The 23,409-nt window shown below is 68.2% G+C and carries 22 protein-coding genes and 1 tRNA gene; 8 read left to right on the forward strand and 15 right to left on the reverse strand.

From position 1 onward, the window contains the following. Positions 1–231: 231 nt before the first annotated feature. The 3 genes from FHS96_RS16855 to FHS96_RS16865 form a co-directional block, all read right to left on the reverse strand. Complete coding sequence (locus tag FHS96_RS16855) at positions 232–1,014, reverse strand: sulfite exporter TauE/SafE family protein (protein ID WP_429594131.1); 783 nt, start codon at positions 1,012–1,014, stop codon at positions 232–234. A gap of 378 nt (positions 1,015–1,392) precedes the next feature. Beyond that, on the reverse strand, positions 1,393–2,250 hold the full coding sequence (locus FHS96_RS16860) for a LytR/AlgR family response regulator transcription factor (RefSeq protein WP_429593990.1): 858 nt from the start codon (positions 2,248–2,250) through the stop codon (positions 1,393–1,395). Next, positions 2,247–3,416, reverse strand: coding sequence for a sensor histidine kinase (locus FHS96_RS16865; protein ID WP_429593993.1), 1,170 nt, complete (start codon positions 3,414–3,416; stop codon positions 2,247–2,249). The genes FHS96_RS16860 and FHS96_RS16865 overlap by 4 nt, the downstream gene beginning before the upstream one ends. 246 nt (positions 3,417–3,662) lie before the next feature. Here FHS96_RS16865 and FHS96_RS16870 point away from each other — a divergent pair, with 246 nt between their 5' ends. The 3 genes from FHS96_RS16870 (at position 3,663) to FHS96_RS16880 (ending at position 7,884) form a co-directional block, all read left to right on the forward strand. Beyond that, positions 3,663–6,638: a TonB-dependent receptor gene (locus tag FHS96_RS16870; protein ID WP_429593995.1), complete on the forward strand. Its 2,976-nt coding sequence runs from the start codon at positions 3,663–3,665 to the stop codon at positions 6,636–6,638. A gap of 161 nt (positions 6,639–6,799) precedes the next feature. Then, positions 6,800–7,456, forward strand: a complete 657-nt coding sequence (locus tag FHS96_RS16875; RefSeq protein WP_429593997.1) for a TetR/AcrR family transcriptional regulator — start codon at positions 6,800–6,802, stop codon at positions 7,454–7,456. Positions 7,457–7,500: 44 nt separating this feature from the next. After that, on the forward strand, positions 7,501–7,884 hold the full coding sequence (locus FHS96_RS16880; RefSeq protein WP_429594000.1) for a hypothetical protein: 384 nt from the start codon (positions 7,501–7,503) through the stop codon (positions 7,882–7,884). 15 nt (positions 7,885–7,899) lie between these two features. On the opposite strand, the gene FHS96_RS16885 is transcribed toward FHS96_RS16880, so the two are convergent. Then, complete coding sequence (locus FHS96_RS16885; protein ID WP_429594003.1) at positions 7,900–9,264, reverse strand: PepSY-associated TM helix domain-containing protein; 1,365 nt, start codon at positions 9,262–9,264, stop codon at positions 7,900–7,902. A 275-nt stretch (positions 9,265–9,539) separates the two neighbouring features. After that, positions 9,540–9,944, reverse strand: coding sequence for a hypothetical protein (locus FHS96_RS16890; RefSeq protein WP_429594006.1), 405 nt, complete (start codon positions 9,942–9,944; stop codon positions 9,540–9,542). Between the two features lie 165 nt (positions 9,945–10,109). Between FHS96_RS16890 and FHS96_RS16895 the strand changes: the two genes are divergently transcribed. From FHS96_RS16895 to FHS96_RS16910, 4 genes are all read left to right on the forward strand, one after another. After that, on the forward strand, positions 10,110–10,850 hold the full coding sequence (locus FHS96_RS16895) for an ABC transporter ATP-binding protein (protein ID WP_429594009.1): 741 nt from the start codon (positions 10,110–10,112) through the stop codon (positions 10,848–10,850). After that, a complete protein-coding gene (locus FHS96_RS16900) occupies positions 10,847–12,283 on the forward strand; it encodes an ABC transporter permease (protein WP_429594011.1) in 1,437 nt (478 codons plus the stop codon). The genes FHS96_RS16895 and FHS96_RS16900 overlap by 4 nt, the downstream gene beginning before the upstream one ends. Continuing rightward, positions 12,283–13,533, forward strand: a complete 1,251-nt coding sequence (locus tag FHS96_RS16905; protein WP_429594013.1) for an ABC transporter permease — start codon at positions 12,283–12,285, stop codon at positions 13,531–13,533. The genes FHS96_RS16900 and FHS96_RS16905 overlap by 1 nt, the downstream gene beginning before the upstream one ends. A gap of 345 nt (positions 13,534–13,878) precedes the next feature. After that, entirely contained in the window at positions 13,879–14,046 is a 168-nt protein-coding gene (locus FHS96_RS16910) for a DUF1328 domain-containing protein (protein ID WP_429594016.1), read from the forward strand. Positions 14,047–14,307: 261 nt separating this feature from the next. Here the strand turns inward: FHS96_RS16910 and FHS96_RS16915 are convergent. The 10 genes from FHS96_RS16915 to aroA form a co-directional block, all read right to left on the reverse strand. Further along, a tRNA-Leu gene (locus FHS96_RS16915) sits at positions 14,308–14,394 on the reverse strand. A 43-nt stretch (positions 14,395–14,437) separates the two neighbouring features. After that, positions 14,438–14,716: an integration host factor subunit beta gene (locus tag FHS96_RS16920; RefSeq protein ID WP_429594019.1), complete on the reverse strand. Its 279-nt coding sequence runs from the start codon at positions 14,714–14,716 to the stop codon at positions 14,438–14,440. Positions 14,717–15,012: 296 nt separating this feature from the next. Then, the gene (gene rpsA / locus FHS96_RS16925; protein WP_429594022.1) at positions 15,013–16,728 is read right to left on the reverse strand and encodes a 30S ribosomal protein S1; all 1,716 of its coding nucleotides are present in this window, start codon (positions 16,726–16,728) and stop codon (positions 15,013–15,015) included. A 343-nt stretch (positions 16,729–17,071) separates the two neighbouring features. Next, positions 17,072–17,263 carry an SET domain-containing protein gene (locus tag FHS96_RS16930; protein WP_429594025.1) on the reverse strand — a complete coding sequence of 64 codons (192 nt, stop codon included), beginning with the start codon at positions 17,261–17,263 and terminating at the stop codon, positions 17,072–17,074. Between the two features lie 35 nt (positions 17,264–17,298). Beyond that, positions 17,299–18,471: a glycosyltransferase gene (locus tag FHS96_RS16935; protein ID WP_429594027.1), complete on the reverse strand. Its 1,173-nt coding sequence runs from the start codon at positions 18,469–18,471 to the stop codon at positions 17,299–17,301. A gap of 23 nt (positions 18,472–18,494) precedes the next feature. Beyond that, positions 18,495–19,073, reverse strand: a complete 579-nt coding sequence (locus FHS96_RS16940) for a DUF2141 domain-containing protein (RefSeq protein ID WP_429594030.1) — start codon at positions 19,071–19,073, stop codon at positions 18,495–18,497. Beyond that, complete coding sequence (locus tag FHS96_RS16945) at positions 19,070–19,996, reverse strand: hypothetical protein (protein WP_429594033.1); 927 nt, start codon at positions 19,994–19,996, stop codon at positions 19,070–19,072. The genes FHS96_RS16940 and FHS96_RS16945 overlap by 4 nt, the downstream gene beginning before the upstream one ends. Then, on the reverse strand, positions 19,993–20,808 hold the full coding sequence (locus FHS96_RS16950; RefSeq protein ID WP_429594036.1) for a glycosyltransferase family 2 protein: 816 nt from the start codon (positions 20,806–20,808) through the stop codon (positions 19,993–19,995). The genes FHS96_RS16945 and FHS96_RS16950 overlap by 4 nt, the downstream gene beginning before the upstream one ends. A 163-nt stretch (positions 20,809–20,971) precedes the next feature. Further along, positions 20,972–21,595: a (d)CMP kinase gene (gene cmk / locus FHS96_RS16955; RefSeq protein WP_429594039.1), complete on the reverse strand. Its 624-nt coding sequence runs from the start codon at positions 21,593–21,595 to the stop codon at positions 20,972–20,974. Then, a complete protein-coding gene (aroA, locus tag FHS96_RS16960; RefSeq protein WP_429594041.1) occupies positions 21,592–22,932 on the reverse strand; it encodes a 3-phosphoshikimate 1-carboxyvinyltransferase in 1,341 nt (446 codons plus the stop codon). Before aroA ends, cmk begins: the two co-directional genes overlap by 4 nt. A 157-nt stretch (positions 22,933–23,089) precedes the next feature. Here aroA and FHS96_RS16965 point away from each other — a divergent pair, with 157 nt between their 5' ends. Then, a complete protein-coding gene (locus FHS96_RS16965; protein ID WP_429594044.1) occupies positions 23,090–23,404 on the forward strand; it encodes a TIGR02300 family protein in 315 nt (104 codons plus the stop codon). Positions 23,405–23,409 lie beyond the last annotated feature (5 nt).

Raw genomic sequence — 23,409 nt, forward strand, 5'->3', positions numbered from 1 at the left:
GCGAACGGCGGCGCCCATGACGGACGTCGCGCGACGCGGGAATCGTCGACGACCCGCGTGAAAAGGGAAGCCTGGTGGCGCGCATCGGTTCGGCCGGTCCCGGGCAAGCCGGGCGTTCACGCTGCCGATATGCTCTGATGGCCGGAACACCGGCCATGATGCGCTGCGGCATTTATGGCGTCAAAACGCGCCAAATGCAAGAGGGGCTGTCCGACAACCGCGTGAAATTGATCAGAACAGCAGCATCAGCCCCACGACCACCAGCACGGTGGCGAGCAGCGGGCGCAATATGCGCTCATGCGTGCGGCCCGCCAGCAGGCTGCCGACGATGATGCCGGGCACTGACCCCATCAGCAGCGAGAGCAGGAGGCCGATATCGACCGCGCCCAGATAGAAATGGCCGATGCCGCTGAGCAGGGTGAGCGGCACGGCGTGGGCGATGTCGGTGCCGACGATGCGATCGACCGAGAGTTGCGGGTAAAGCACGATCAGCACCGTGGCACCGATCGCGCCGGCACCGACCGAGGAGAAGGTGACGGCGGCACCGATCACCGCACCGAGCACGATCGTGAGGATGGCGACGCTGCGGGCGCTGAGGCCGGGCCCGCCGCGCCGCGCAAGCCGCGCCGCGATCGGCTGGCGCAGAAGCAGCGCCGCCGCGGTCAGCACCAATGTCACGCCGAGGATCGCCTTGAGCAATGTCGCGGTCTCGGGGGAGGGGCCGCCGAGCCGCGAGAGGATGACGAGGCTGACCATCGCCGCGGGCAGGCTGCCGGCGCCGAGCAGCGCGACGATCCGCCAGTTCACGGAGCCACGCCAGCCATGCACCGCGCTGCCGACCGACTTGGTGGCGGCGGCATAGAGCAGATCGGTGCCGACCGCGACCGACGGATGGAAGCCGAACATCAGCACCAGCAGCGGCGTCATCAACGATCCGCCGCCGACCCCGGTCATGCCGACCAGCAACCCCACCATCAGGCCGGCAAGCGCATAGAGCGGCTGGATCGTGGCCATCATCGGCCCGAACCCTGCGGGATATGGAAGGGGGCGGCAATCGTGGGGGCTGGCATCGGGCTGGTCAGGCGTCTTCTTGGTCTGGTCGTCCGGTCAGGCGTGGAGCGCGTTCATGGCGCAAAGCGGGGGCGCTGCCCAGCCGCGGCTTTCGATGGGGGGCGATATAAAAGCTATCAGCGGCGGGGGGATGGGGGCATTTTTCCTCCCCGGCGCGCAGCGCCGGAGATGGGGACCGCGCGCGTAGCGCGTGGTGGAGGGGCAGGCGCGGAGCCTTCACCTCCAACATTGCGTGATCAATTTGCTTCGGCGCCGGCCCCTCCACCACCGGCTTTGCCGGCGGTCCCCCTGCCCGAGCAAAGCTCGGGGAGGAGATTCAGTTCAGCCCGTCCGCGCCCCCATGCCCGGACCCCGGGTCACCGGCAGCACCGGCCGTCCCGTCGCGCGGGTGCGGCCGGCGATGAGGTCGCGGACCGCCTTCACATAGGTGCGGCCGACGCGGAGCTTCTCGTCCGAGGCGAGCATCACCTGGACATGGCCGTAGGCAAGCGCGCGGACGCCGGTGATCTGCGCCTTCTGGACGATGGACGAGCGGTGGATGCGCAGGAAGGCGTCCGGATCCAGCCGCGCCTCCATGCCGGCCATCGTCTCGCGCAGCAGATAGGCGCGGCCATGGGCGTGGAGCAGCACATAGTCGCGCTCGGCGGCGATCCAGTTGATGTCGTGTGCGAACAGGCGGACGAACTCGCCGCGGTGCTGCACCCAGAACTCGCTCTCGTAGCGCGGCGACGGATGGACCGCGGGTCGGCTGGCGCGCACGCTGGCGAGCAGCGCGCTGAGTTCGTCCACGCGGTCGACCGCGTCGCTCGCGGCGATGCGGGCGCGAGCCTTGTCCAGCGCGGCGCGGAGCCGATCGAACGCCACCGGCTTCAGCACATAATCGACCGCGCTGACATCGAAGGCGCGCGGCGCGAAGACATCGAAGGCGGTCACGAATATGATCTGCGGCGCCGGTCCCTCCGCCAGCGCTTCGACGATGTCGAACCCGTCCATCCCCGCCATGCGGATGTCGAGCAGCAGCACGTCGGGCGCGAGCGCGGGGATGAGTGCCAGTGCCTGCTCGCCGCTGCGCGCGCGGCCGACGAGGATCGCGTCGTCCATCCGCGACAGGATGATCTCCAGCCGGCGCAGTGCCAGTGGTTCATCGTCGACGGCGAGGATGCGCAAGGGAGCGGTCATGCATATTCCAGTGGCATGGAGAGGCGGACGGTGAAGCCGGCAGCGTCGGGCGCGGCCTGCACGCTCGCCCCCGCACCGAAGCGCGCGGCGAGACGGTTGCCGACATTGGCGAGGCCGACACCGGTGCTGGCGCCTGCGATGATGGTGGCGGGTGGGTGGGCGATGGTGGCCGCGGGCGCGTTGTCCTGCACCTCGACGATCAGCCGGTCCGCCTCGCGGCGCGCGGCGATGTTGAGCCGCATGCGCGCGCCACGCGCGCCCACGCCATGCTTCAGCGCATTCTCGACGATCGGCTGGAGGATCAGCCCGGGCACGCGGGCACGGGCGAGCGGAGAGGGGATGTCGATGCTGACGTCGAGCCGGTCGGGGAAGCGGATCTTCTCGATATCCAGATAGAGCTTCTGCAGCGCGATCTCGTCGGTGAGGTCGACATCCTGCAGCGGATCGGCGGCGATGGTGGTGCGGAAGAAGGTGGCGAGTGCCAGCACCATGCGTTCGGCGTCGTCGTTGCGGCGATCGAGGATCAGCGCGCTGATCGAGTTCAGCGTGTTGTAGAGGAAATGCGGGTTCACCTGAAACCGCAGCGCGCGCATCTGCGCCTCGTGCGCCTGCGCCTGGACGAAGGCGAGCTGGCGTTCGCGCGCACGGATCTCGTTATTGTAGGAAATGGCGAGCGCGGTGCCGGTCCACAGCCCGATCGGCGCGAAGAAGATCAGGATCTCCAGCGCGAACAGGCGCGGGGTGAGGCCCTTGTCCAGCCCCATCAGCAGCGTGACCGTGTGCGCGATCAGCGACAGCGCAGCGGCGCCGGCGATGATGATCAGCACCGCACCAGCAAGTTGCGCGGCGAATGGCCAGTGCCGCAGGCTCTTCACCGCGAGGAAGATCGCATAGCAGAGCACGGCGCCGAGCAGGCAGATCAGCAATTCGTTGGGGCGGACGAAGAAGCGCGCGAATTCGACCAGCAGGGTGCCGATGTCCTGATGGGTGCGCAGCGCGCTGGAAGGGAAGCCCGGCCGGGTGATCGCGAAGTAGCCGAAATAGATCACCTGGAAGCCCAGCCAATAGAGCGCGATCAGTGCTATCACCGTGCGCCGTTCCGCAGGCGCGCGCGCAGGGAGCGCGCCGCCGGCTGGTCCCTCGCCATGATCATGTTGAAAGGCCATCGATTCCGCCTGGCGCAAGGCATGGTGCCGCTGGCGCAGATGTCGCAGCGGGGCGCGCCCAAGTCGATGCCCGTTCGTCGCCGGATTATGCGGTTCGTCGAATGATCCGGCCACCCGTGGCGCGGTGCGGCGCCTCGTCGCGCGCCGCCTTCCCGTCCCCGGATGGCCCGGCCTAGCCCCTGCCGATCATCGCCGGCCCTTGAGCCCCAAGCACGGGCGCCGGCCGGGGCAATAAGGGGAATTTCGTTGATCCATCATCACCGTATCGAGATGCTTGCCGCGCTGCGCCTGGGCGGTTCGGCGCTGGCCGTGGGAGCGATGCTGCTGCCCGTCTCGCTGCTGCTGGCACCGCCAGCGATCGCGCAGGACATCACATCGGGCACGCTGAGCGGCAAGGTAACCGACGCGGCGGGGGCGCCGGTCGCCGATGCGACCGTGACGATCACGTCCAACAGCCGCGGCATCACCCGAACCGTGACTTCGGGCGCGGACGGCAGCTTCGCCGTGCCGCAACTGCCGCTGGGGCTCTACACGATCGCCGCCGAGAAAGCGGGGGTCGGCGCGACGACGGTGACCGAGGCGCCGGTGGTGCTGGGCGGATCGAGCTTCGCGGTGCGGCTGGAGCCTGCCGATGGCGGCGCGATCGTGGTGACCGCGGCCAAGGCGCGCGAGCTGGACTTCTCGCAGACCGCCACCGGCCTCGTCATCGACGTGCAGGAGACGTTCAAGCGCGTGCCGATCGCGCGTGACGTGGCCGCGCTGCAACTGCTCGCGCCTCAGGCAACCGCGGGCGACACCGCGTTCAACAGCGTGACGGGCGGCAACAATGTCGCGATCGGCGGCGGGTCGGTCGCGGAGAATATCTATTATGTGAACGGCATGAACATCACCAACTTCCGCAATTTCCTGGGCGGGGGAACGGTGCCGTTCGAATTCTACGATCAGGTGCAGGTGAAGACCGGCGGCTACCAGGCGGAATTCGGCCGGTCGACGGGTGGCGCCGTGATCGCGGTGACGCGATCGGGATCGAATGAACTGCGCGGCGGCGCCAATTTCTACTGGTCTCCCAGCCAGTTGCGATCGACCTCCCCCAACAGCTTCGTGCAGGACAATCGCCGCGACGAACGGCAGGATTATGAGGGCAATATCTGGGCTTCCGGCCCGATCGTAAAGGACAAGCTCTATTTCTTCGGCTTCTTCAATCCGCGCTACAAGAAGCTGTTCGACGCGACGGTGGCCAATGACGGCAGCGTGACCGAGACCACCGCCAAGGCCGACAAGCCGTTCTGGGGCGGCAAGATCGACTGGGACATCGTCCGCGGCCACCGGCTGGAATTCACCTATTTCAACAATGACGACAGCGAGGAGGGGATGATCCGCTCGCGCCGGCTCGACGGGGCGGTGCCCGATCTGGTGACGCCCTATACGGTGCAGAGCGGCGGCAGCAATTACATCGCCAAATATACCGGTGCGCTGACCGACCAGCTCACCGTCTCAGCGCTCTATGGCCGCTCCAAGTTCAACCGCACCTCGTCGAGCAGCCAGCCCTATATCGTCGAGAGCCGCTTCGGCAGCGTCGTGCCGATCGCGGGGCACCCCGACGCCACACTCGACAGCGGTGACGACCGGCGCGAACTCTACCGCTTCGACGTCGACCTGCTCGCACGCTTCGTGGGCGAACATCATTTCCGCTTCGGCGTCGACCGCGAGGATCTCTCGTCCCGCGCGAGCCAGCGATACTCGGGCGACATCGCCTATCGTTATTACCGCGCGGGCCCGGGCGGCGCGCTGGACGGGCTGGTACCCGCCGATACGGACTATGTCCGCGTGCGCAATCTCAACCAGTTCGGAGCGTTCAAGGCGCAGAACACCGCCTTCTACCTGCAGGACAATTGGGACGTCACCGACCGGCTGAACCTGAGCCTGGGCATCCGCAACGAGACGTTCGAGAACAATACGGATTCGGGCGAGACCTTCACCAAGCTGAAGAACCAGTGGGCGCCGCGGATCGGCGCCACCTTCGACGTCTTCGGCGACAACCGCACGAAGTTGTCCGCCTTCTTCGGCCGCTATCACCTGCCGGTTGCCGCCAACACCAACATCCGGCTGGGCGGCAATGAGCTGTTCACGCAGGACTGGCACATCCTGGAGGGCGTCGACCCGGCGACGCGGCTGCCCTCGATCGGCCGGCAGGTGCTGCACGAGGTGCTGTCCGACAGCGCCGGATCGGACCCGCGGACACTGGTTTCCAAGAATCTGAAGCCGCAATTCCTCGACGAGTTCATCGTCGGGCTCGACCATAGATTCTCCGGCGGCCTGCGGGTGGGGCTGAACGTCACCTATCGCGACCTCAAGAGCGTGCTGGAGGATACCGACCTCGCCTATACCATCGAGAATTTCTGCAAGACGCAGACGATGGCGGGCTGCAATCCCGATGCGGTGCCGGCGGCCTATGGCAGCGGCGGCTATATCCTGCTCAACCCCGGGCGCGACGCGATCATCGACGTCGACCTGCTTGGTGACGGCAATCTCACCGAGATCACCATCCCCGCCGCGATCCTCGACCTGCCCAAGGCGAAGCGCAAATATTGGGCAGTGGAGCTGAATTTCGAGCGGCCGTGGGACGGGCGCTGGTCGCTGCAGGGATCCTATGTGTGGTCCAGCCTGAAGGGCAACTACGAAGGCGGCGTGAAATCGGACAATGGCCAGGACGATACCGGGCTGACGCAGGATTATGACGAGCCGGGCTGGATGGACGGCGCCTATGGCTATCTGCCCAACCATCGCCGCCATACGTTCAAGCTGTTCGGCGGCTATGCGCTGACCGACGCTCTGCAACTGGGCGCGTTCGCGCGGCTGCAGGCGCCGCGCAAGTTCGGCTGCATCGGCGTGTATGACGAAGGCGCGGGCGGCCCCGGCCGCGCGAGCACCTCGTCGGCGGCCTCCTGGTATTGCGGCGGCCAGCTCATCGGGCGTGGCCGCGCGTTCGAGGGCGAGTGGCTGAAGCAGATCGACCTTTCGCTCTCCTACACCATCGACATCGCCGGCCTGCGCGGGGTGCAACTGCGCGCGGACCTGTTCAACGCGTTCAACTGGGCTTCCAAGCTCGATTATTACGAGCTGGGCGAGGATGATGGCGGCACCCCCAGCCCGAATTACGGCAAGCCGACATCCTATCAGCAGCCGCGGCAGGTGCGGTTCGGCGTGTCCGTGAACTTCTGACGGGGCGGAGGCGGCGTGCGGCCCGTCAAGGGGGCGGGTCGCACGCGGATGGCTTTCGACTCAACCCGTTTTTCACCACCGTCGTCGCCGCACCATCGCAATCGATCGGCACTCTGTGACATTTATAATGTCACTAAGTGACGATTCGGGTGTGAGTCATGATGCGTCGGGACGACGTTCGATTGCGGATCTCGCGAGAAGCCGCGCGGCTTTTCCTCAGTCACGGGGTGGCCGAGGTGAGCGGCGACGCCATCGGCGCAGCCGCCGGCGTTTCGACGAGGACGGTGTGGCGCCATTTCCGCAACAAGGAGAGCTGCATCGAGCCGGTTCTGACCGTCTCGATCCAGCGGTTCGCCCGCATCCTCAAGGACTGGCCGCTCGACGACACGCTCGAAGCGCATCTGCGCGTCGCGATGCCGCTGGATGGCGAATCCCCCACGCTGATTTCGGACGGCGCGATGGCGGTTCGGCTGGTGGCTCTCTGTGACAAGGAACCGGCCATTCGCACCGTGTGGCTCGACGCCTATCACGCGCTCGAACTGGAGGTACGGGAGGTCGTCGCCCGGCGGGCCAACCGATCGGTGCTGGATTATGACGTCCGGCTCTGTGCCGCGACGATCGTGGCGGCAATCCGGACCATCGACGAGGCCATCAGTGTCGCCGCTGTCTCGGGGGAGCGCAGCTATACGTCGATCGATCTCGCCAGGCTGATGGCCGATGCGATCCGCACCGCCGCCACCTTGCCGATCTGCGATGCGATCGAGCGCGGCCTGCACACTTTGCTGTCGAGGCGTTCCGCGGGCGCCGCGGACAACTGATCATCGAAAGGGGGGGGGGAAGCTCAATCACCAAGGAGAGTAATATGCGTACCACCGAATTTGCCCGTTGTGCGGATACCGCGCGATATCGAGCCCCCTGGTATCGGCCGATCCTGATCGCGCTCGCCGCCGCGACCGGCGTCTGCGCAGCAGGCAGCGCGTCGGCCCAGATCGACTGGGGCCGGGCCGCCGAGCGCGAAGACAGAAAGACCTGCGAACGCTTCGGTGCGGATAACGGCAAGGAGTATACCCGCTGCATGCTCGAGCAGCAGCGCCGCCGCGACAACGCCCCGCTCTATGCCGCCGAGCAGCAGCGAAACAACGCCGAGGCTGCCCGGAACAATGTCGAGACCGTTCGCAGGATCCGCTGCAATCGCGAGGCGAAGCGTGCCCGCAAGCGCGGTGAGCGCCCCGTGCCCTGTTACTGAGTGCGCGTTGGCTGATCATCCCGCGCCGTCGTCGCCGATCGGCGCGGAGGAGGAGGGAGACGGGTTCGGCGTGGCGATCCGCTGGACGATGCGGTCGACGAGCAGCAGCAGGATCAGGGACGCGCCGAACAGCGGCAGCAGCAAGGCGAGGATGATGAGGGCCGCGACGATCCAGCCACGAACGGGGCCGTGAAACCGCGGCGGTGCGCCGAGCCGGCCTTTCGGCCTGCGCCCCAGCCACATCAGGACGCCAAGGATGCTGATCGCGATCAGCGCAACCGCCGTCAGCAGCCCGATGAGCTGATTGATCCAGCCGAACAACTGCCCCTCGTGCCATGCCACGCCCGTGTTGACGACGCGATCGATGACATGCTGGTCCGCGAACCCGCGCCGGCCGGTTTCCGCGCCGGTCAGCGGATCATAGGTCACCTGCCGCCCGAGCCAGCGGTTCTGCGCCTCGGACTTCACCGTCCACACATTGCCCGTCGGCGGGCCGAAGCGCTGCGGCGCATGCGGTGGCAGCACCAGCGCCGGAAAAGCGAGATGCTCGGCTTGCGCCCTCGCGACGAAGGCGGACAGGGGCAAGCCTTCGGCATCCTGCGTATGCGGGGGCATCGCTGGCGTGGCGCCATGGCCATGCCGCCCATGGCCGCCTTTGTCGCCGACCTTCCATGGCTGCGGGCCGTTGACGAGGCCAAGTTCGGTGCGCGCCCAACGGAAGGTGCCGCCCCACACCCCCGCCCAGGGCAGGCCGCTTGCCAGCATCACCAGCACAAGGCCGGCGATCCAGAAGCCCGCCACCCGGTGAAGATCCTTGAGCAGCGGTCGCCCCTTCAGCGACAGGCGCGGGAACAGCGTGCCACGCGCGCGGAACGGGCGCGGCCACCACAGATACAGGCCGGTGAGGATCATCACGATCGTCCAACTCGCCGCCAGTTCGACCAGCCAGTCTCCCCATGTGCCGATCAGGAGCGAGCCGTGGATCCGCGCGATCAGGTCGGAAACCTTGGTCGCCGGATCGCGGGTGCCGAGCAATGCGCCCCGCGGCGAGACGAAGACGTCGCGCTCGGCCCCGTCCTGCCCGATCAGGTGGATCATCGCGGCATCGCCCACGCGCTCGGGCAGGCGATAGGAGGTGAAGCGCGCTTGCGGATGTGCGGCCATGACCGCTGCCAACTGTCGATCTGGCGACACCGCGCCAGCCGTCTCAAGCCCCTGATAGGCGCGCTCCTCCCAGCGGTCGATCTGCGGCTTGAACAGATAGGCCGCGCCGGTCACCGACAGCAGCAGGATGAAGGGCAGCACGAACAGCCCGGCGTAGAAATGCCAGCGCCAGATCGTCGGATAGGCGTTGGCGAGCGCGTGCCCGGATCGTTTCACGAAGGAGAACTCCCTGGCTTTTGTGAATGGTCGCAAGCCGGCTGCGACGCCGGGCATTCACCGATGAGCGCACCGGCGACAAGCAGCGCAGCCGGCGCGATCGGCCGCCCCGCCGATCGGCGGCCACTGCGCGGGCGGGCACGGAACGGCGCCGGCGCCGCGATGGATATGGACATGATGAAACCTCGAATGCACGGGCCGCCACGGCGGCCGGGCGCATGGGCAATGCCATGCGCGATCAGCGGCGATCGAGATCGGCAGGCGGTCGCCGCGCGTCAGGCGTGCGCGGGCGGCCCTCGCAGCGGGGGCAGGACGACATCGGTGCCGGCGAGAACGACACTGGCGGGCGGCGGCAGCGCGAACTCTTCGAGCGACATTGCCGGCAGTGCCGGCACCGGGCCGGGCGATGCGTCGAGCGCCGGCATGGCGAGGCCCGCGAAGGCGCAGGCCGCCGCAGGCTGGTCATGGTCAGGATCGTGCTGGCCATCACCGGGGCGCTGCACGTCGAGCACCATCGTCCTGGCCTCGCCCATGCCATCGCAGATGCGGATGACGATGCCCTGTGCGGTCTGGGTCGGCATGAAGCCGGAGGGGATGGCGATCCGCAGGAGCAGGGCGAACGCGAACAGCGCGGCGACAAGCCCGCGCGCGCGTCTGCCGTTCCGGATGCCCCTCAACATGGGGCCGGCTTAGCCGCCGACGGCGGGCCTGTCAGCAGCGATGCTCCGGCGCCGGCGGATGGTGCCGATGACGCGGAGTCGTCATTGATATGTTGCAACATCGCACTTGACCCTGCTGCCGTACCGGGCGAGAGACGGCCTTCGCGCACAGCAGGGAGACTTATCTTGTCCGAAGCCGTTCCGGCTCCGATCCAGATTCAGGCGATCACATTGGCCTATGGCAGCAACCGCGTGCTCGACCGGTTGTCGCTGGCGGTGCCCGCTGGCAGCATCTATGCGCTGCTCGGTGGCAATGGCGCGGGCAAGTCGACCACCTTGTCGGTGCTGCTCGGCTTCGCGCGCGCCGCCTTGGGCCAGGTCAGCGTCGCCGGCATCGATCCCGCGGCGGATCCGGACGCGGCCCGCCGTGCGATCGCCTATCTGCCCGAGAATGTCGCGCTGTACGAGCATCTCTCGGCGCTGGAAAATGCCGATTATCTGCTCGCGCTGTCGGGCGAACCGCGCACCGCGGCCGAGATCGAGGCCGCGTTCGACGCCGCCGGGCTGCAGCAGGCGGCCTGGTCGCGGCGGCTCGGCGGCTTTTCCAAGGGCATGCGGCAGAAGGTGGCGATTGCCGTCGCGCTGCTGCGCGAGGTGCCGGTGCTGCTGCTCGACGAGCCGACCTCGGGGCTTGATCCGCGCGCAACGGCGGACTTCAACCGGCTGGTCGCCGCGGTGCGCGACCGCGGTACCGCGATCCTGATGGTGACGCACGACCTGCTGAGCGCCGCCGACGTCGCCGACCGCATCGGCTTCATCGACGGCGGCCGCATCGTCGACGAGGTCGTGCCGGGCGCCGGCGGGTTCGATCTGCGCGCGCTGCACGATCGCTTTGCCACCGGCCCGGCACCGGCGGTGGCCGGATGAGCCCCGCGCTGCTGATCGCGCGCGACGAGCTTCGACTGATGCGGCGCAACCGCGTCGCGATCATCGCCTTCGCGATGCTGGTGCTGCTCACCGTCGCCGCGGTGCTGACCGCGTGGAGCCACCGGCAGGCGACCGCCGAGCTGCGCGCGCGCCACCAGCAGGCTGCCGAACAGGCGTTCGACGCGCAGCCCGATCGCCACCCTCACCGCGTCGTCCATTATGGCAATTTCATCTATCGTCCGCTGAGCCCGCTGGCCGCCTTCGATCCAGGCGTCGACGCCTTCACCGGCAGCAGCATGTTCCTCGAAGGGCATCGCCAGAACAGCGCCAATTTCGGCGATGTGCGGCAAAGCTCGCTGCTGATCCGCTTCGGCCAGCTCACCCCCGCCTTCGTGCTCCAGGCGGTCGCGCCGCTGCTGCTGATCTTCCTTGGCTTCGGCGCGATCGCGCGCGAGCGGGAAGGCGGCACGTTGCGCCCGCTGATGCTGCAGGGCGCCTCGCGCGGCGAGATCGTGCGCGGCAAGCTTTATGCGTTGGGGATGGTCGCGCTGCTCGCGGCGCTTCCCGCGCTGCTCGGCTTCGCGCTGATCGCCGGCCAGCCCGGCGCGCTCGCCGCGCCGATGGCGGTGATCGCGCTCGGCTATGTCGCCTATCTCGCGCTGTGGACGCTGATCATCCTGCTCGTCTCTGCGCTGGTCCGCCGCAGCCGCGACGCGCTGCTCGCTCTGCTCGCCTTGTGGGCGATCATCGTCGTGCTGTTGCCGCGGGTCGCGCCGGATGTGGCGAGCGCCGCCTATCCGCTCGCCAACCGGCTGCAGACCGACGTCGCCATTGCACGAGACCTGCGGGCGATGGGGGACAGCCACAATCCCGACGATCCCTATTTCGCGCGCTTCAAGGCGTCCGTGCTCAAGCGCTACGGGGTCAAGCGGGTCGAGGATCTGCCGGTCAACTACAAAGGCCTGCTGGGCATGGAGGGGGAACGGATGACGACCGCCCTGTTCGATCGCTACGCCACCACCAGCCATGACGCGCAGGATCGGCAGAACGCGCTGGTCGACCGCATCGGCATCCTCAGCCCCGCCATCGCGCTGCGCAGCCTCTCGATGGCGGGCGCCGGTACCGATTTCGCGGGGCACCGCCGCTTTCTGGAACAGGCGGAGGCCTATCGCTACGACCTCGTCCAGCGGCTCAATCGCCTTCAGGCCGAGGCGGTCAGCTATAGCGACGACACCGCGCAGGATGCCGATGCCGACCGGCGCAAGCGCATCGCCGCCGATCGCTGGCACGACATGCCCGATTTCGCCTTCGTGCCGCCATCGGGCGCCACCCTCGCCCGCGCCGCCCTGCCGGGGCTGGCGGTGCTGCTGGGCTGGCTGCTCGCAACCTCCTGTCTTCTCATGCTTGCCGCACGCCGGCTGGGAGCGCGCTGATGCGGATCTGGATGCATGAAGCGCGGCTGTTGCTGCGCCAGCGGCTCGCCGCCTTCGCGCTGGTGCTGATCGCATTGCTGAGCAGCGGCGCGCTGATCGCCGGGCTGGTCGAGATCGAGCGGCAGCGCGATGCGATCGCGGCGATCGCCGTGGCGCAGGCCGAGGATATCGGCGCGGTCGCCGCCTTCGTCGATCGCAGCAAGGATGCCGGCAGCGCCGCCTATTACAGCTTCCACCCCACTTGGGACGCGCCGTCTCCGCTCGCCTTCGCGGCGATCGGCATGCGCGACGTGGCGCCCTATATCCTGCGCGTGCGCGCGCTGGGGCTGGAGGCGCAGATCTATGACGGTGACACCTTCAACCCCGAACTGGCTCTGCCGGGCCGCTTCGATTTCGCCTTCGTGCTGGTGTTCCTCGCGCCCTTGTTCGTGATCGCGCTGTTCCACGATCTCGTTTCGGGCGAGCGCGAGGCTGGGCGCGCGCGGATGCTGCAGGCGCTGCCCGGCGCGCACGGGCGGCTGTGGCTGCGCCGCAGCGCGTTGCGCTTCGTGCTGCTGTCCGCCGCGCTCGGCCTGCCCTTCGCCGTCGCCGCGCTGGCGACGGGGGTGACGGTGGGGCTGGTGCTCGCGGTGCTCGGCATCGCGGCCGCCTATCTGCTGTTCTGGATCCTGCTGACGGCGCTGGTCGGCGCGCTGCGCTGGAGTTCGGTCGCCAATGCCGCGACATTGGCGGCGGGCTGGCTGGTGCTGGCGCTGGTGCTGCCGACGATGAGCCATGTGCTGATCAACCGCGCCATCCCGGTCGGCGAAGGCGCCGAGATCGCGCTGGCGCAGCGCGAGCGGGTGAACGGCGCATGGGATATCCCGCGCGGCGAAACGATGCGGCTATTCTATGCGGGGCATCCGCAATGGGCGGATTCGCCGCCGCTGACCGACGATTTCCATTACAAATGGTATTTCGCCTTCCACCAGGTGGGCGACGAGAGCGTCGCGCCGCAGGTGCTCGCCTATCGCGACGGCATCGCGCGGCGCCAGCAGGCCGGGCGGACGCTGGGCTGGGTGCTTCCCCCGGTCGGCGTGCAGACCCTGCTCGCCCGCCTCGCCAATACCGACATCGACGCGCAACTCGCCTATCAGGACCGCATCAGGGCCTATCATGCCCGCCTGCGTGACTTCTACTATGGCTATCTGTTCCGCGACCGCCCCTTCACCAAGGAGGATTTCGCCCGCGCGCCCGCTTATGGTGGATAGGGCGGGGGGCTCGCCAAGGCCGGGCTGATCGCGGCAGGTCGTGCCCGGGAACGCGCAGCACGATCCATTCGGACAGTGCGACGGCTGCGCGTGGGGCGAGGCCGGCATCACGGACGATGCTGGCAGGGCGCGCTGGCGCATGGAGTTCAACGGCGTTGCCGGCCGGAACATCATTGGCGACCCGGGATCGGGCAATCACCGCTCTCACGCGCAGCGCGATGGTGCTGTTAAGTTGCCGCGCGCGCATGCCGACTTCGGCGGGCGGAACATTGGCATTCTCCGCATGTTCTTACACCGAGGCTCGTCGGAAAGGCCGAGCCGTCGCTTTCATCAAGGGGATGCTTCATGTTTCGCTGGGCAATCATATTTGCGGTTGTTGCCGTCATTGCCGCGCTGCTGGGTTTCGGCGGTGTAGCGGGTCTTTCGGCTGACCTCGCCAAGATCTTCCTCGTGGTCGCCGCTGTGATCCTGCTTCTTGGCTTCCTTTTCGGTCGTGGTGCCAGAGTGCGCTGACGCGCTGACGCGCTGACGCGCTGCCCGGGCACGACGCTGACCGCTTGGCACGGTCCCGCGAGCAGCGGGGCCGTTGTCGCGGATGATCGGAAATTGCGCGCGCATCAGCGAAGACGGGCTGGCTGTGCAAAATGTGCCGACGGGTTCGGGCAAGACGTCCAAGGCAGTGGCCGGTGCCATGGCCCGTCATCTGAAGCCTGTGAGGCTTTGACGCCTTGATTTAACCAGTTTTTTCTGTCCGGGCCTTGCAAGAGCCCAGGTTGGTGCGGACGGCGGGACTCGAACCCGCACTCCCGAACGGGAAACGGATTTTAAGTCCGCTGCGTCTACCGATTTCGCCACGTCCGCACGCAGCCGCAAAAGCCGCATCGCGGGCGCGGCGTCAAGCGGGTCAGACGTTAAGGCGCGCGCGCATATCCTTGCCAGGCTTGAAATAAGGCACACGCTTGGCTTCCACCTCCACCGACTCGCCGGTCCGCGGGTTGCGGCCGGTGCGCGCATCGCGCGATCGGGTGGAAAAGGCACCGAAGCCGCGCAGTTCGACGCGGCCGCCCTCGGCGAGGCGCGCACTGATCTCGGCGAAGAAGATCGCCACGATCTTCTCGATCTCTCTCAGAGAGAGATCCGGATTTTCCGACGCCAGCATTTGTACGAGTTCTGAACGAATCATAGCGATCCCCTTTCGGCCTGCCTTGATTCGCGACCCAAGCTCCCCGCAGCCTTGCCTGACACGACGGAGCCCCACGCTTCCAAGATAAGCGACCCGCCCTATCCAAAAACACGAATATGGCCTGCCCGAACAACCGCTTCCGGTCTGTTCTGCAATGTCCGGACCCGTTCGAGCATGATGGAAAATTGATCTGGCGCAAGCCGGAAAATGAAACACCGGGCGGCCCAAAAGGCCACCCGGTGCTGCATTCGGTTCGAAATGGATCAAGTGCCGGCCCGCAGGCCGGCCGCAGGATCTCAGTTCTTGCTCTGACGCGCCTTGAGCGCCTCGCCCAGAATGTCGCCCAGCGACGCGCCCGAGTCGGACGAGCCATACTGCGCAACCGCCTGCTTCTCCTCGGCGATCTGCATCGCCTTGACCGAGAAGGTCGGCTTCTTCGAGCGATCGAAGCCGGTGACCATCGCGTCGAGCTTCTGGCCGATCTGGAAACGCTCCGGACGCTGCTCGTCGCGGTCGCGGCCCAGGTCGCCACGCTTGATGAAGCCGTTCACGCCGTCGTCGCCGACCTGCACGTCGAGGCCGCCATCGTTGATCGCGAGCACGGTGACCGTGACCACCGCGTTCTTGTTGAGGCCCGAGGCGGAGCTGGTGCCGCCGCCGACCGCGGGGGCGCCGCGCTCGAGCTGCTTCATGCCCAGCGAGATGCGCTCCTTCTCGACGTCGATATCGAGAACGACCGCCTGGACGGTCTCACCCTTGCGGTGCAGGTTGAGCGCGTCCTCACCCGAGACACCCCACGCGATGTCCGACATGTGGACCATACCGTCCACATCGCCGTCCAGGCCGATGAACAGGCCGAACTCGGTGGCGTTCTTGACTTCGCCCTCGACGGTGCTTCCGATCGGGTGACGCTCCGCGAAGCTCTCCCACGGATTGGCCTGCGCCTGCTTGAGGCCCAGCGAGATGCGACGCTTGTCCTCGTCGACCTCGAGGATGACGACGTCGACTTCCTGGCTGGTCGAGACGATCTTGCCCGGGTGGACGTTCTTCTTGGTCCAGCTCATTTCGGAGACGTGGACCAGACCCTCGATGCCGGCCTCGAGCTCGACGAACGCACCATATTCGGTGATGTTCGTGACGCGGCCGGACAGCTTGGCGCCGACCGGATACTTCGCGGCCGCACCTTCCCACGGATCGCTCTCGAGCTGCTTCATGCCGAGCGAGATACGCTGCGTGTCCTTGTTGATGCGGATGATCTGGACGCGAACGGTGTCGCCGATGTTGATCATCTCGCTCGGGTGGCCGATGCGCTTGTAGCTGAGGTCGGTGACGTGCAGCAGGCCGTCGATGCCGCCGAGGTCGACGAACGCACCGTAATCGGTGATGTTCTTGACGACGCCCTCGATGATCTGGCCCTCATGCAGCGACTGGATCAGGCCCGAACGCTGCTCGGCGCGGGTCTCTTCCAGAACGGCGCGACGCGACACGACGATGTTGCCGCGGCGACGATCCATCTTGAGGATCTGGAACGGCTGCGGGATGTCCATCAACGGCGTGACGTCGCGCACCGGGCGGATGTCGACCTGGCTGCCGGGCAGGAAGGCGACGGCGCCGTTGAGGTCGACGGTGAAGCCGCCCTTCACGCGGCCGAAGATCACGCCCTCGACGCGCGCGGTCTTGGCGAATTCGGCTTCCAGCTTGTCCCAGGCGGCTTCGCGGCGCGCGCGGTCACGCGACAGCACGGCTTCGCCATGGACGTTCTCGACGCGGTCGACATAGACCTCGACTTCGTCGCCGACGCTGATCTCGGCCTTCTGGCCGGGGGCGGCGAACTCACGCAGCGGCACGCGGCCTTCGGACTTCAGGCCGACGTCGATGACGGCGAGGTCGTTTTCGATCGCGGTAACGATGCCCTTGACGACCTTGCCTTCGAAGCTGGCGTTCTCGCCGCCGAGGGTCTCGTTGAGGAGCGCCTCGAAATCGTCACGGGTGGGATTTGCCAAAGTGGCCATAAAAATCGGGTTCCTTGCATGTTCGTTTCAGGCCAGTCGGTTGTCTCCGACGGTCTTGGCCAAAACGCCGCGGCGGCCGTTTGCCGGTCACGGCATCCGGCGAAAGGCTTTGATTTCGCGAAGGAACCGTCTCTCCGCCAAAAGCGAAAAGGGCGCGTGGAAGCACCGGACATCGGCCGGGGCCTCGACGCGCCTGCTCAGGGTGGCGACTCACCGCCTGACCTGATCCGGAGCCTCCGCAAGCGTCAAACCGCCCGCAGGACGGCGCCCACATAGCGCCTCACCCCTTGTCCGGCAAGCATTGCCGGGCGTTTCGGCACGGTTCGGCGCAGCTTTCTTGCGGTCAGTCGCGGCAGTTGCGTTGTGCCCATCGCAGCAGCCGCAACCAGCGCGGCCCGGGGCCGGCGAGCAATTCCCACCATAGGCGAAGCGCCGCGCCACGCGGACGGTAAATCTGGCGGCGGCGACGCGGCGCCTGGGCCACCATCCGCGGGGCGGCGGCGGGCGGCAATGCCGAGACGGAAGCTGTACCCATCGGTTCGACCCTTCCCTTGCCGGACGGCGGCGTGATCACGCCGCCTGCCTGCGTTCGAGCATCATCGCATAGGAATCGAACAGATCGATGAAATGTTCGTCAAGCGTCCGCGCAGCGGCGGCCGCGGCGCCGGTCGCGCGGCGCAGCGTGGCCGGATCGCGCGCGAGCATGCGGCGGATCGCATCGGCGGCCGCGCGGCGATCGCCGGTGCGATAGGTTTCGGCATAGGCCGGATCGGCAAGGTCGTTGGCGGCGCCCTCGTCCGGCAGGATCAGCGGCAGCCCGGAAGCGCGCGCTTCCGCAGTGACGAGGCCGAAGGTCTCGGCCGCCGAGCCATGCGCCAGCATGTCCGCGCTGGCCATCAGCCGGGCGAGCAGCGCACGATCATGGGTGGGGGCGAGCGCGGTGATGTGCGGGTTGCCGCCGATCGCCTCCAGCACGCGCTTGCGGTGGATGCCGTCGCCCACCAGCACCAGCCCCAGCGGCCGTTCGGCGGCAACCATCGTGCAGGCATCGATCACCACCGGCCAGCGCTTTTCCGGCGTGTGGCGGCCGATGCCGAGCACCAATGTGGCCTGCGGGTCGAGGTTGCAGCGATCGAGCAGCGAGGCGCGCAACGTCTCGTCGCGATGCGCGGGCGAGAAGACGCCGCCGTCGACACCCATCGGGATGGTCATGGTGCCGGCGATGCCGCCCGCGGCGAGGCGCCCGGAAAGGCTCGGCGCGGCGCACACCACGATCGGGAAGCGCGCGCACATCCGCCGCAGATAGCGCCAGAACCATTCGAAATGACGATCGACCTGGTCGCGCGCGACGAAGCCGTCGAACCAGCGATAGGCCCAGGCCGACAGAGGATCATGGTGCATGAACAGCGATCGCACCGCCGCACCCTGCCATTCGGCCGCGATCCACGCGCCGCGCCAGGGGGAGGAGGCCTCGAGGATGTCGGGGCGCTCGGCATCGAGGATGGCGTGGACCGGCCGCGCATCCCAGAACATCGCATAGCGCCGGTCGAACGGAAGCGGCGGCGACTTGACGGTGACGAGCCGACAGTCGCCGGGAAAGTCGGCGACATGGTCGGCGGGGCCGGGGGCGATCACCACCAGCCGGTGCCCAGCCGCCGCCGCCGCCTTCAGCTTGGCGTGGACATAGGTGCGCACCCCGCCGCCCTCGGGCGCATAGAATTCGCAGACGTCAACGATCCGCATGCCCGTGCTTCTCCCCATGGCCGTCATCGTGCGTTCGTCCGCTCGGCGCCGGCGAGCGGGCCGAAGCCGAGCCCGCGGCGATAGTTCATCACGATCTGCACCTGCGCCACGCCGGGGCCGATGCCGAGCGCGACCGCACCCGCGGCCGGCTTGCGGCGGCCGAGGCGGGGATTGTTGGAGAAGCCGACTCCGTCGCGCAGGAAGCCGAACTTGCCGTCACCATCGCGGTCATGCAGCACTGACAGCGCATAGCGGCCGCTGGCGGGCGCGCGGATGCACATCGTCGTGCCCTCCACCGACGGCACCTGCTGCTCGACGCGCTTGAAGGGCTTGCCGGCGGCGATCAGTACCTTGTCGGGCGCCAGGAAATCCTCGTCATTGGCGGGATAGAGTTCCAGCCGCAGCAAGCCATCCCGATCCTTCAGGCCGGTAACCAGCACCCGCACCGCCGGGCCCGCTTCGCCGGCGCGGCAGGCGGCGCCGGCCTTGCCGCGTTCCGCCTTGGGCGGCACGGTGATCGCGGCCGGGGCTGCGGACAGCGCGACGAGCGCCGCTGCGGCGACAGAAAGGGCGGCGGCGACTGTGGCGCGGCGCCCGATCATGCGCGGGGCTCCCGCTCGAGCAGCCCGGCGACGCCCAGCGCACCGCCGATCAGCAGATGGCCCGCCAGCATCAGCGCGCCGGTGGTCGCCATCAGGGTCGCAACCTCGCTGTCATGGCCGATCAGGAAGATGGCGATGGTGGCGAACAGCAGATCCTTGCTGGGCAGCAGCGGCAGCCGGCTGACCACCAGCCTGAGCGTCGCCAGCACCAGCCACAGCCCAAGCGGCGCGGTGGGCATCGCGACGTGCCAGGCCAATCCGAGCGCGGCGGTGGTGGCGGCGAGGCGGGCGAGGTGGACGCCGGTGATCCACGCCAAGGTGCGGCGCGGCAAGGTGAACAGCCGGCGCGCGAACAGCAGCGGCACCGCCGACAGCGCGATCATCGCGCCGATCGAAACCATCGTCGCGGCGGCATATTGGCCGAGCGCGAGCTGGTTGAGGAAGGGCAGGGCGAAGCCGGCGAGCGCCAATGTCGCGAGGTTGGCGGCGAACGCGGAGAGGATGGCGACATCCTTGATCGCGCCGAACGGCGCGGTCGTCAGCCCGGCATTGCGCCGCGCCCACAGGTAGAAATAGGCCTCGCCCGAATAGGCGACGAGCATCTCGTTGGAGATGCGCTTGCGCAGCAGCACCGCGAAGCCGGCGGCGGGCAAACGCCACAGCTTGTGGAAGATCAGCCAGTCGGCGGCGGGCAGCGCGAAATAGAGGATCAGGATTGCCGCCCAGAACAGTGGCGAGGCGGGCAGGGTGAGCGCCGCGAGGTTCGGCCGCGCGGTGACGATCTCGAAGATGACTGCAACCAACAGCGCCAGCGATATGCCGCGCAGCAGCCAGCTCGACCAGGCGGCGCGGGGGGAGGCCAGCGCCGGCAGTTCGTCGGCCAACGGCAGCGCGGGGGGAAGGGCGGCGGCAGCGGCGGTCATGCCGCGGCCCCGCCATTGGTCCAGCTCTGGTCGCGCAGCACCGTATCCGCCTGGCCGCGGCCGGCGAAGCGGGGGGCGAGCCAGCAATGGAAGAAGTCTGCCTGGCCCGCGGACGGGGTGAGGTGGTAGCGAAGCCGCTCGGCGAGCGTCCAGCGCACCTTGCGGCGATCGGCGCGACGCTCGGACGAGATGCACCACAGGTCGGCGGCATAGGCCTGCCGGCCGCGCATGAGCACACGGTGCATCAGTTCATGGTCCTTCAGCACATAGGGCCAGATCGCCGGATCATAGCCGCCGGCCTCTGCCAGCACGGCGCTGCGGAAGGTCTGCGCGGCGCCGCTGGTGTGGTTCTGCCGGGGCAGCAGCCGGGCTGCACCCAGCCGGTGCGCGGCGCGCGCCAGCCGCCGCAACCGCCCCGGCCGCTCCGGCGCCAGCCAGGCGCAGGCGGCGACGCAGCCGGCGCCGTTGCGGTCGAACAGCCGCGTCGCGCTGGAGAGATAGTGCGGCGGATAGAGCGTATCCGCATCGCAGATCGCGACGAACTCGGTCGCGACCTCCGCCAGCCCGCGGCGTAGCGCATGGACCTGTCCCGGGCGCGCCTCGCTCAGGATCGTGGCGGTGATCCCTGCCGCGTCGATCTGGGGGCGCGCATCCTCGATGCAGCCGTCGGTCGAGCCATTGTCGATGAGGATCAGCCGGAACGGCGCATCCTGCGCTGCCAGAGAGGCAAGCGTTTGCGGCAGATAATCGGCCTCGTTGAAGACCGGCAGAACGACAGACCAGCGCATCGCGACGACACAGTCCCCCAACATGTTGCGTCGCGGCTGGCGCTAGCGGGGCAGTGTGACAGTGCCGGGTGGGGGGTGTTGCAGTTTGCGGACGGGATGATGAGGGTTTGGGGGCGGGGGTGTGACGCGGGGGTGACGGGGCTTTAGTCCCTCCTCTTCGAGGGGGGCTAAACTGCCCCCCCAAGGCTCAAGCCGCCCGCTTCCCCTCCACCAGATCGATCGCGCGGTGGATTGCGGCGTTTACGTCGAGGAAGCTCGTGTCCAGCACCAGCGCGTCGTCCGCTTGGCGCAGCGGGGCGGTGGCACGCATCATGTCGCGGCGGTCGCGGTCGCGGATGTCGGCGAGAATGCGGTCGAAGCTCATCGTGCCGCCGGCGCGGGTCATTTCGGTGTGGCGGCGGCGGGCGCGGACGTTGGGCGTCGCCTTTACGAACAGCTTCACATCGGCATCGGGGGCGATCACCGTTCCGATATCGCGCCCGTCGAGCACCGCGCCGCCCGGCTGGCTGGCGAAATCGCGCTGGCGCTGGACCAGCGCGGCTCGGACCAGCGGGTGGGCGGAGACCTTCGAGGCGGCGGCGCCGGCCGACTCGGTGCGCAGCGCCGGATCCTCGAGCAGCGCGTCGTCGAACGCGCAGGCGGCAAGTGCCGCGGCCTCATCGTCGAGATCGCCGCCGGCTGCGAGCACCGCATGGCCGACCGCGCGGTAGAGCAGGCCGGTGTCGAGATGCGGCAGGCCATAGTGTCTGGCGAGGGCGCGCGCGATGGTGCCCTTGCCGCTGGCTGCCGGGCCGTCGACCGCGATGATCATATCTGCAGGCCGCCGATCAGGTCGAAGAAGCCGGGGAAGCTGGTGGCGACGGGGGCGGCATCGTCGAGCGTCACCGGTTCGCGGCAGGCAAGGCCGGCAACCGCGAGCGACATTGCGATGCGATGGTCGAGCTTGGAGGCGATGGTGGCGCCGCCGGGCAGCGCGTCGCCGCCGGTGCCCTCGATCACCAGCCCGTCCTCCCGCTCTTCCACGCGCGCGCCGATCGCGGTCAGCGCCTCGGCCATGGTCGTGATGCGATCCGATTCCTTGACCCGCAGTTCCTCCAGCCCGGTCGTCACCGTGCGGCCCTGTGCGAAGGCGGCGGCGACGAACAGCACCGGGAATTCGTCGACCATGCTCGGGACCACGTCCGGCGGCACCTCGATGCCGGTCAGCACCGAATGGCGCGCACGAACGTCCGCCACCGGTTCGCCGCCCACGGTGCGCGGGTTGAGCAGGGTCACGTCGCCGCCCATCGCGCGCAGCACGTCGAACAGCGCGGCGCGGGTGGGGTTGATGCCGACATTCTCCACCGTCACGTCCGATCCCGGCACGATCAGCGCCGCGACGACGGGGAAGGCGGCGGAGGAGGGGTCGCCGGGCACGTCGATCTGCTGCGGGCGCAACGTCGCCTCGCCGCGGATCGCGATGTGGCGCACGCCGTCGCCATCGACATCCACGGTCAGCTCGGCGCCGAAGCCGGCGAGCATCCGCTCGCTATGGTCGCGCGTCGGCACCGGCTCGATCACGCGGGTGATGCCGGGCGTGTTGAGCCCGGCGAGCAGGATCGCCGACTTCACCTGCGCGGAAGCGACGGGCAGGCGGTATTCGATCGGCACCGCGGGGGCGGCGCCGCGCAGCATCAGCGGCAGCCGGCCGCCGGGACTGGCGGTGAAGGTGGCACCCATCAGCCCGAGCGGGTCGATCACCCGGTTCATCGGCCGCTTCGACAGCGAGGCGTCTCCGGTGAAGGTGGCAGTGATCGGGTGGCTGGCGACGAGCCCCATCAGCAGGCGGGTGGAGGTGCCGGAATTGCCCATGTCGAGCGCGGTCTGCGGCTGGAGCAGGCTGCCGACGCCGACGCCGGAGACGCGCCAGCGGCCATCCTCGCCGCGCGCCACCGATGCGCCCATCGCGCGCATCGCGGCGGCGGTGGCGAGCACATCCTCCCCCTCCAGCAGCCCGTCGATCACGCTTTCGCCGACCGCGAGCGCGGAAAGCATCAGCGAGCGGTGCGAGATCGACTTGTCACCCGGCACCCGGATCGTGCCGGTGAGCGCGCCGGCACGGGCGATCGTGCGGGGGGAGGGGCCGGTGGAAGAATGGGAGGCTGACAAGGAACGCGGCTTCCTGCTAATTGCTGGCGGTTGCGGGCCGGGCTTTTGACAGTGGCGCCCGGCTATGGCAAGGCGCGCGACGTTTCGCCGACCGGCTGGGGCCGGCCGGCTTTCCGGCATTTGTCGACACCACGTCTACGCAAGGATTGAACGATTCATGGTGAAGCCTGAATGGGGCACCAAGCGGACCTGCCCGAAGTGCGGCACCCGCTTCTACGATCTCGGGAAGGACGATCCCGTCAACTGCATCGAGTGCGGCAACCAGTGGGAGCCGGAACCCGTGCTGAAATCCAAGCAGCCGCTGCCGTTCGACGCGCCCAAGAAGGACGTCAAGACCGCGGACGACTCGGATCTGGACAACGAGGATCTGGACATCGGCGACGAGGACAGCCCCTCGCCGGACGATGAAGTCGATCTCGGCGGCGACGACGATCTCGGTGTGGACACCGGCGAGAGCGACGACGAAAGTTGAGGCTT

Origin of the sequence: Sphingomonas zeicaulis (assembly GCF_050433225.1) — a bacterium.
Classification (GTDB): Bacteria; Pseudomonadota; Alphaproteobacteria; order Sphingomonadales; family Sphingomonadaceae; genus Sphingomonas_D; species Sphingomonas_D zeicaulis.

Bases quoted from the DNA above. Each gene is read 5' to 3' on its own strand.
- FHS96_RS16905 (WP_429594013.1), top strand. From the start codon at position 12,283: ATGCGGATCTGGATGCATGAAGCGCGGCTGTTGCTGCGCCAGCGGCTC.
- FHS96_RS16900 (WP_429594011.1), top strand. From the start codon at position 10,847: ATGAGCCCCGCGCTGCTGATCGCGCGCGACGAGCTTCGACTGATGCGG.
- FHS96_RS16930 (WP_429594025.1), bottom strand. From the start codon at position 17,263: ATGGGTACAGCTTCCGTCTCGGCATTGCCGCCCGCCGCCGCCCCGCGG.
- FHS96_RS16910 (WP_429594016.1), top strand. From the start codon at position 13,879: ATGTTTCGCTGGGCAATCATATTTGCGGTTGTTGCCGTCATTGCCGCG.
- FHS96_RS16880 (WP_429594000.1), top strand. From the start codon at position 7,501: ATGCGTACCACCGAATTTGCCCGTTGTGCGGATACCGCGCGATATCGA.
- rpsA (WP_429594022.1), bottom strand. From the start codon at position 16,728: ATGGCCACTTTGGCAAATCCCACCCGTGACGATTTCGAGGCGCTCCTC.
- FHS96_RS16920 (WP_429594019.1), bottom strand. From the start codon at position 14,716: ATGATTCGTTCAGAACTCGTACAAATGCTGGCGTCGGAAAATCCGGAT.
- FHS96_RS16950 (WP_429594036.1), bottom strand. From the start codon at position 20,808: ATGTTGGGGGACTGTGTCGTCGCGATGCGCTGGTCTGTCGTTCTGCCG.
- FHS96_RS16935 (WP_429594027.1), bottom strand. From the start codon at position 18,471: ATGCGGATCGTTGACGTCTGCGAATTCTATGCGCCCGAGGGCGGCGGG.
- FHS96_RS16855 (WP_429594131.1), bottom strand. From the start codon at position 1,014: ATGGCCACGATCCAGCCGCTCTATGCGCTTGCCGGCCTGATGGTGGGG.
- FHS96_RS16860 (WP_429593990.1), bottom strand. From the start codon at position 2,250: ATGACCGCTCCCTTGCGCATCCTCGCCGTCGACGATGAACCACTGGCA.
- FHS96_RS16940 (WP_429594030.1), bottom strand. From the start codon at position 19,073: ATGATCGGGCGCCGCGCCACAGTCGCCGCCGCCCTTTCTGTCGCCGCA.
- cmk (WP_429594039.1), bottom strand. From the start codon at position 21,595: ATGATCATCGCGGTCGACGGCCCGGCAGCCAGCGGCAAGGGCACCATC.
- FHS96_RS16875 (WP_429593997.1), top strand. From the start codon at position 6,800: ATGCGTCGGGACGACGTTCGATTGCGGATCTCGCGAGAAGCCGCGCGG.
- FHS96_RS16865 (WP_429593993.1), bottom strand. From the start codon at position 3,416: ATGGCCTTTCAACATGATCATGGCGAGGGACCAGCCGGCGGCGCGCTC.
- FHS96_RS16945 (WP_429594033.1), bottom strand. From the start codon at position 19,996: ATGACCGCCGCTGCCGCCGCCCTTCCCCCCGCGCTGCCGTTGGCCGAC.
- FHS96_RS16890 (WP_429594006.1), bottom strand. From the start codon at position 9,944: ATGTTGAGGGGCATCCGGAACGGCAGACGCGCGCGCGGGCTTGTCGCC.
- FHS96_RS16965 (WP_429594044.1), top strand. From the start codon at position 23,090: ATGGTGAAGCCTGAATGGGGCACCAAGCGGACCTGCCCGAAGTGCGGC.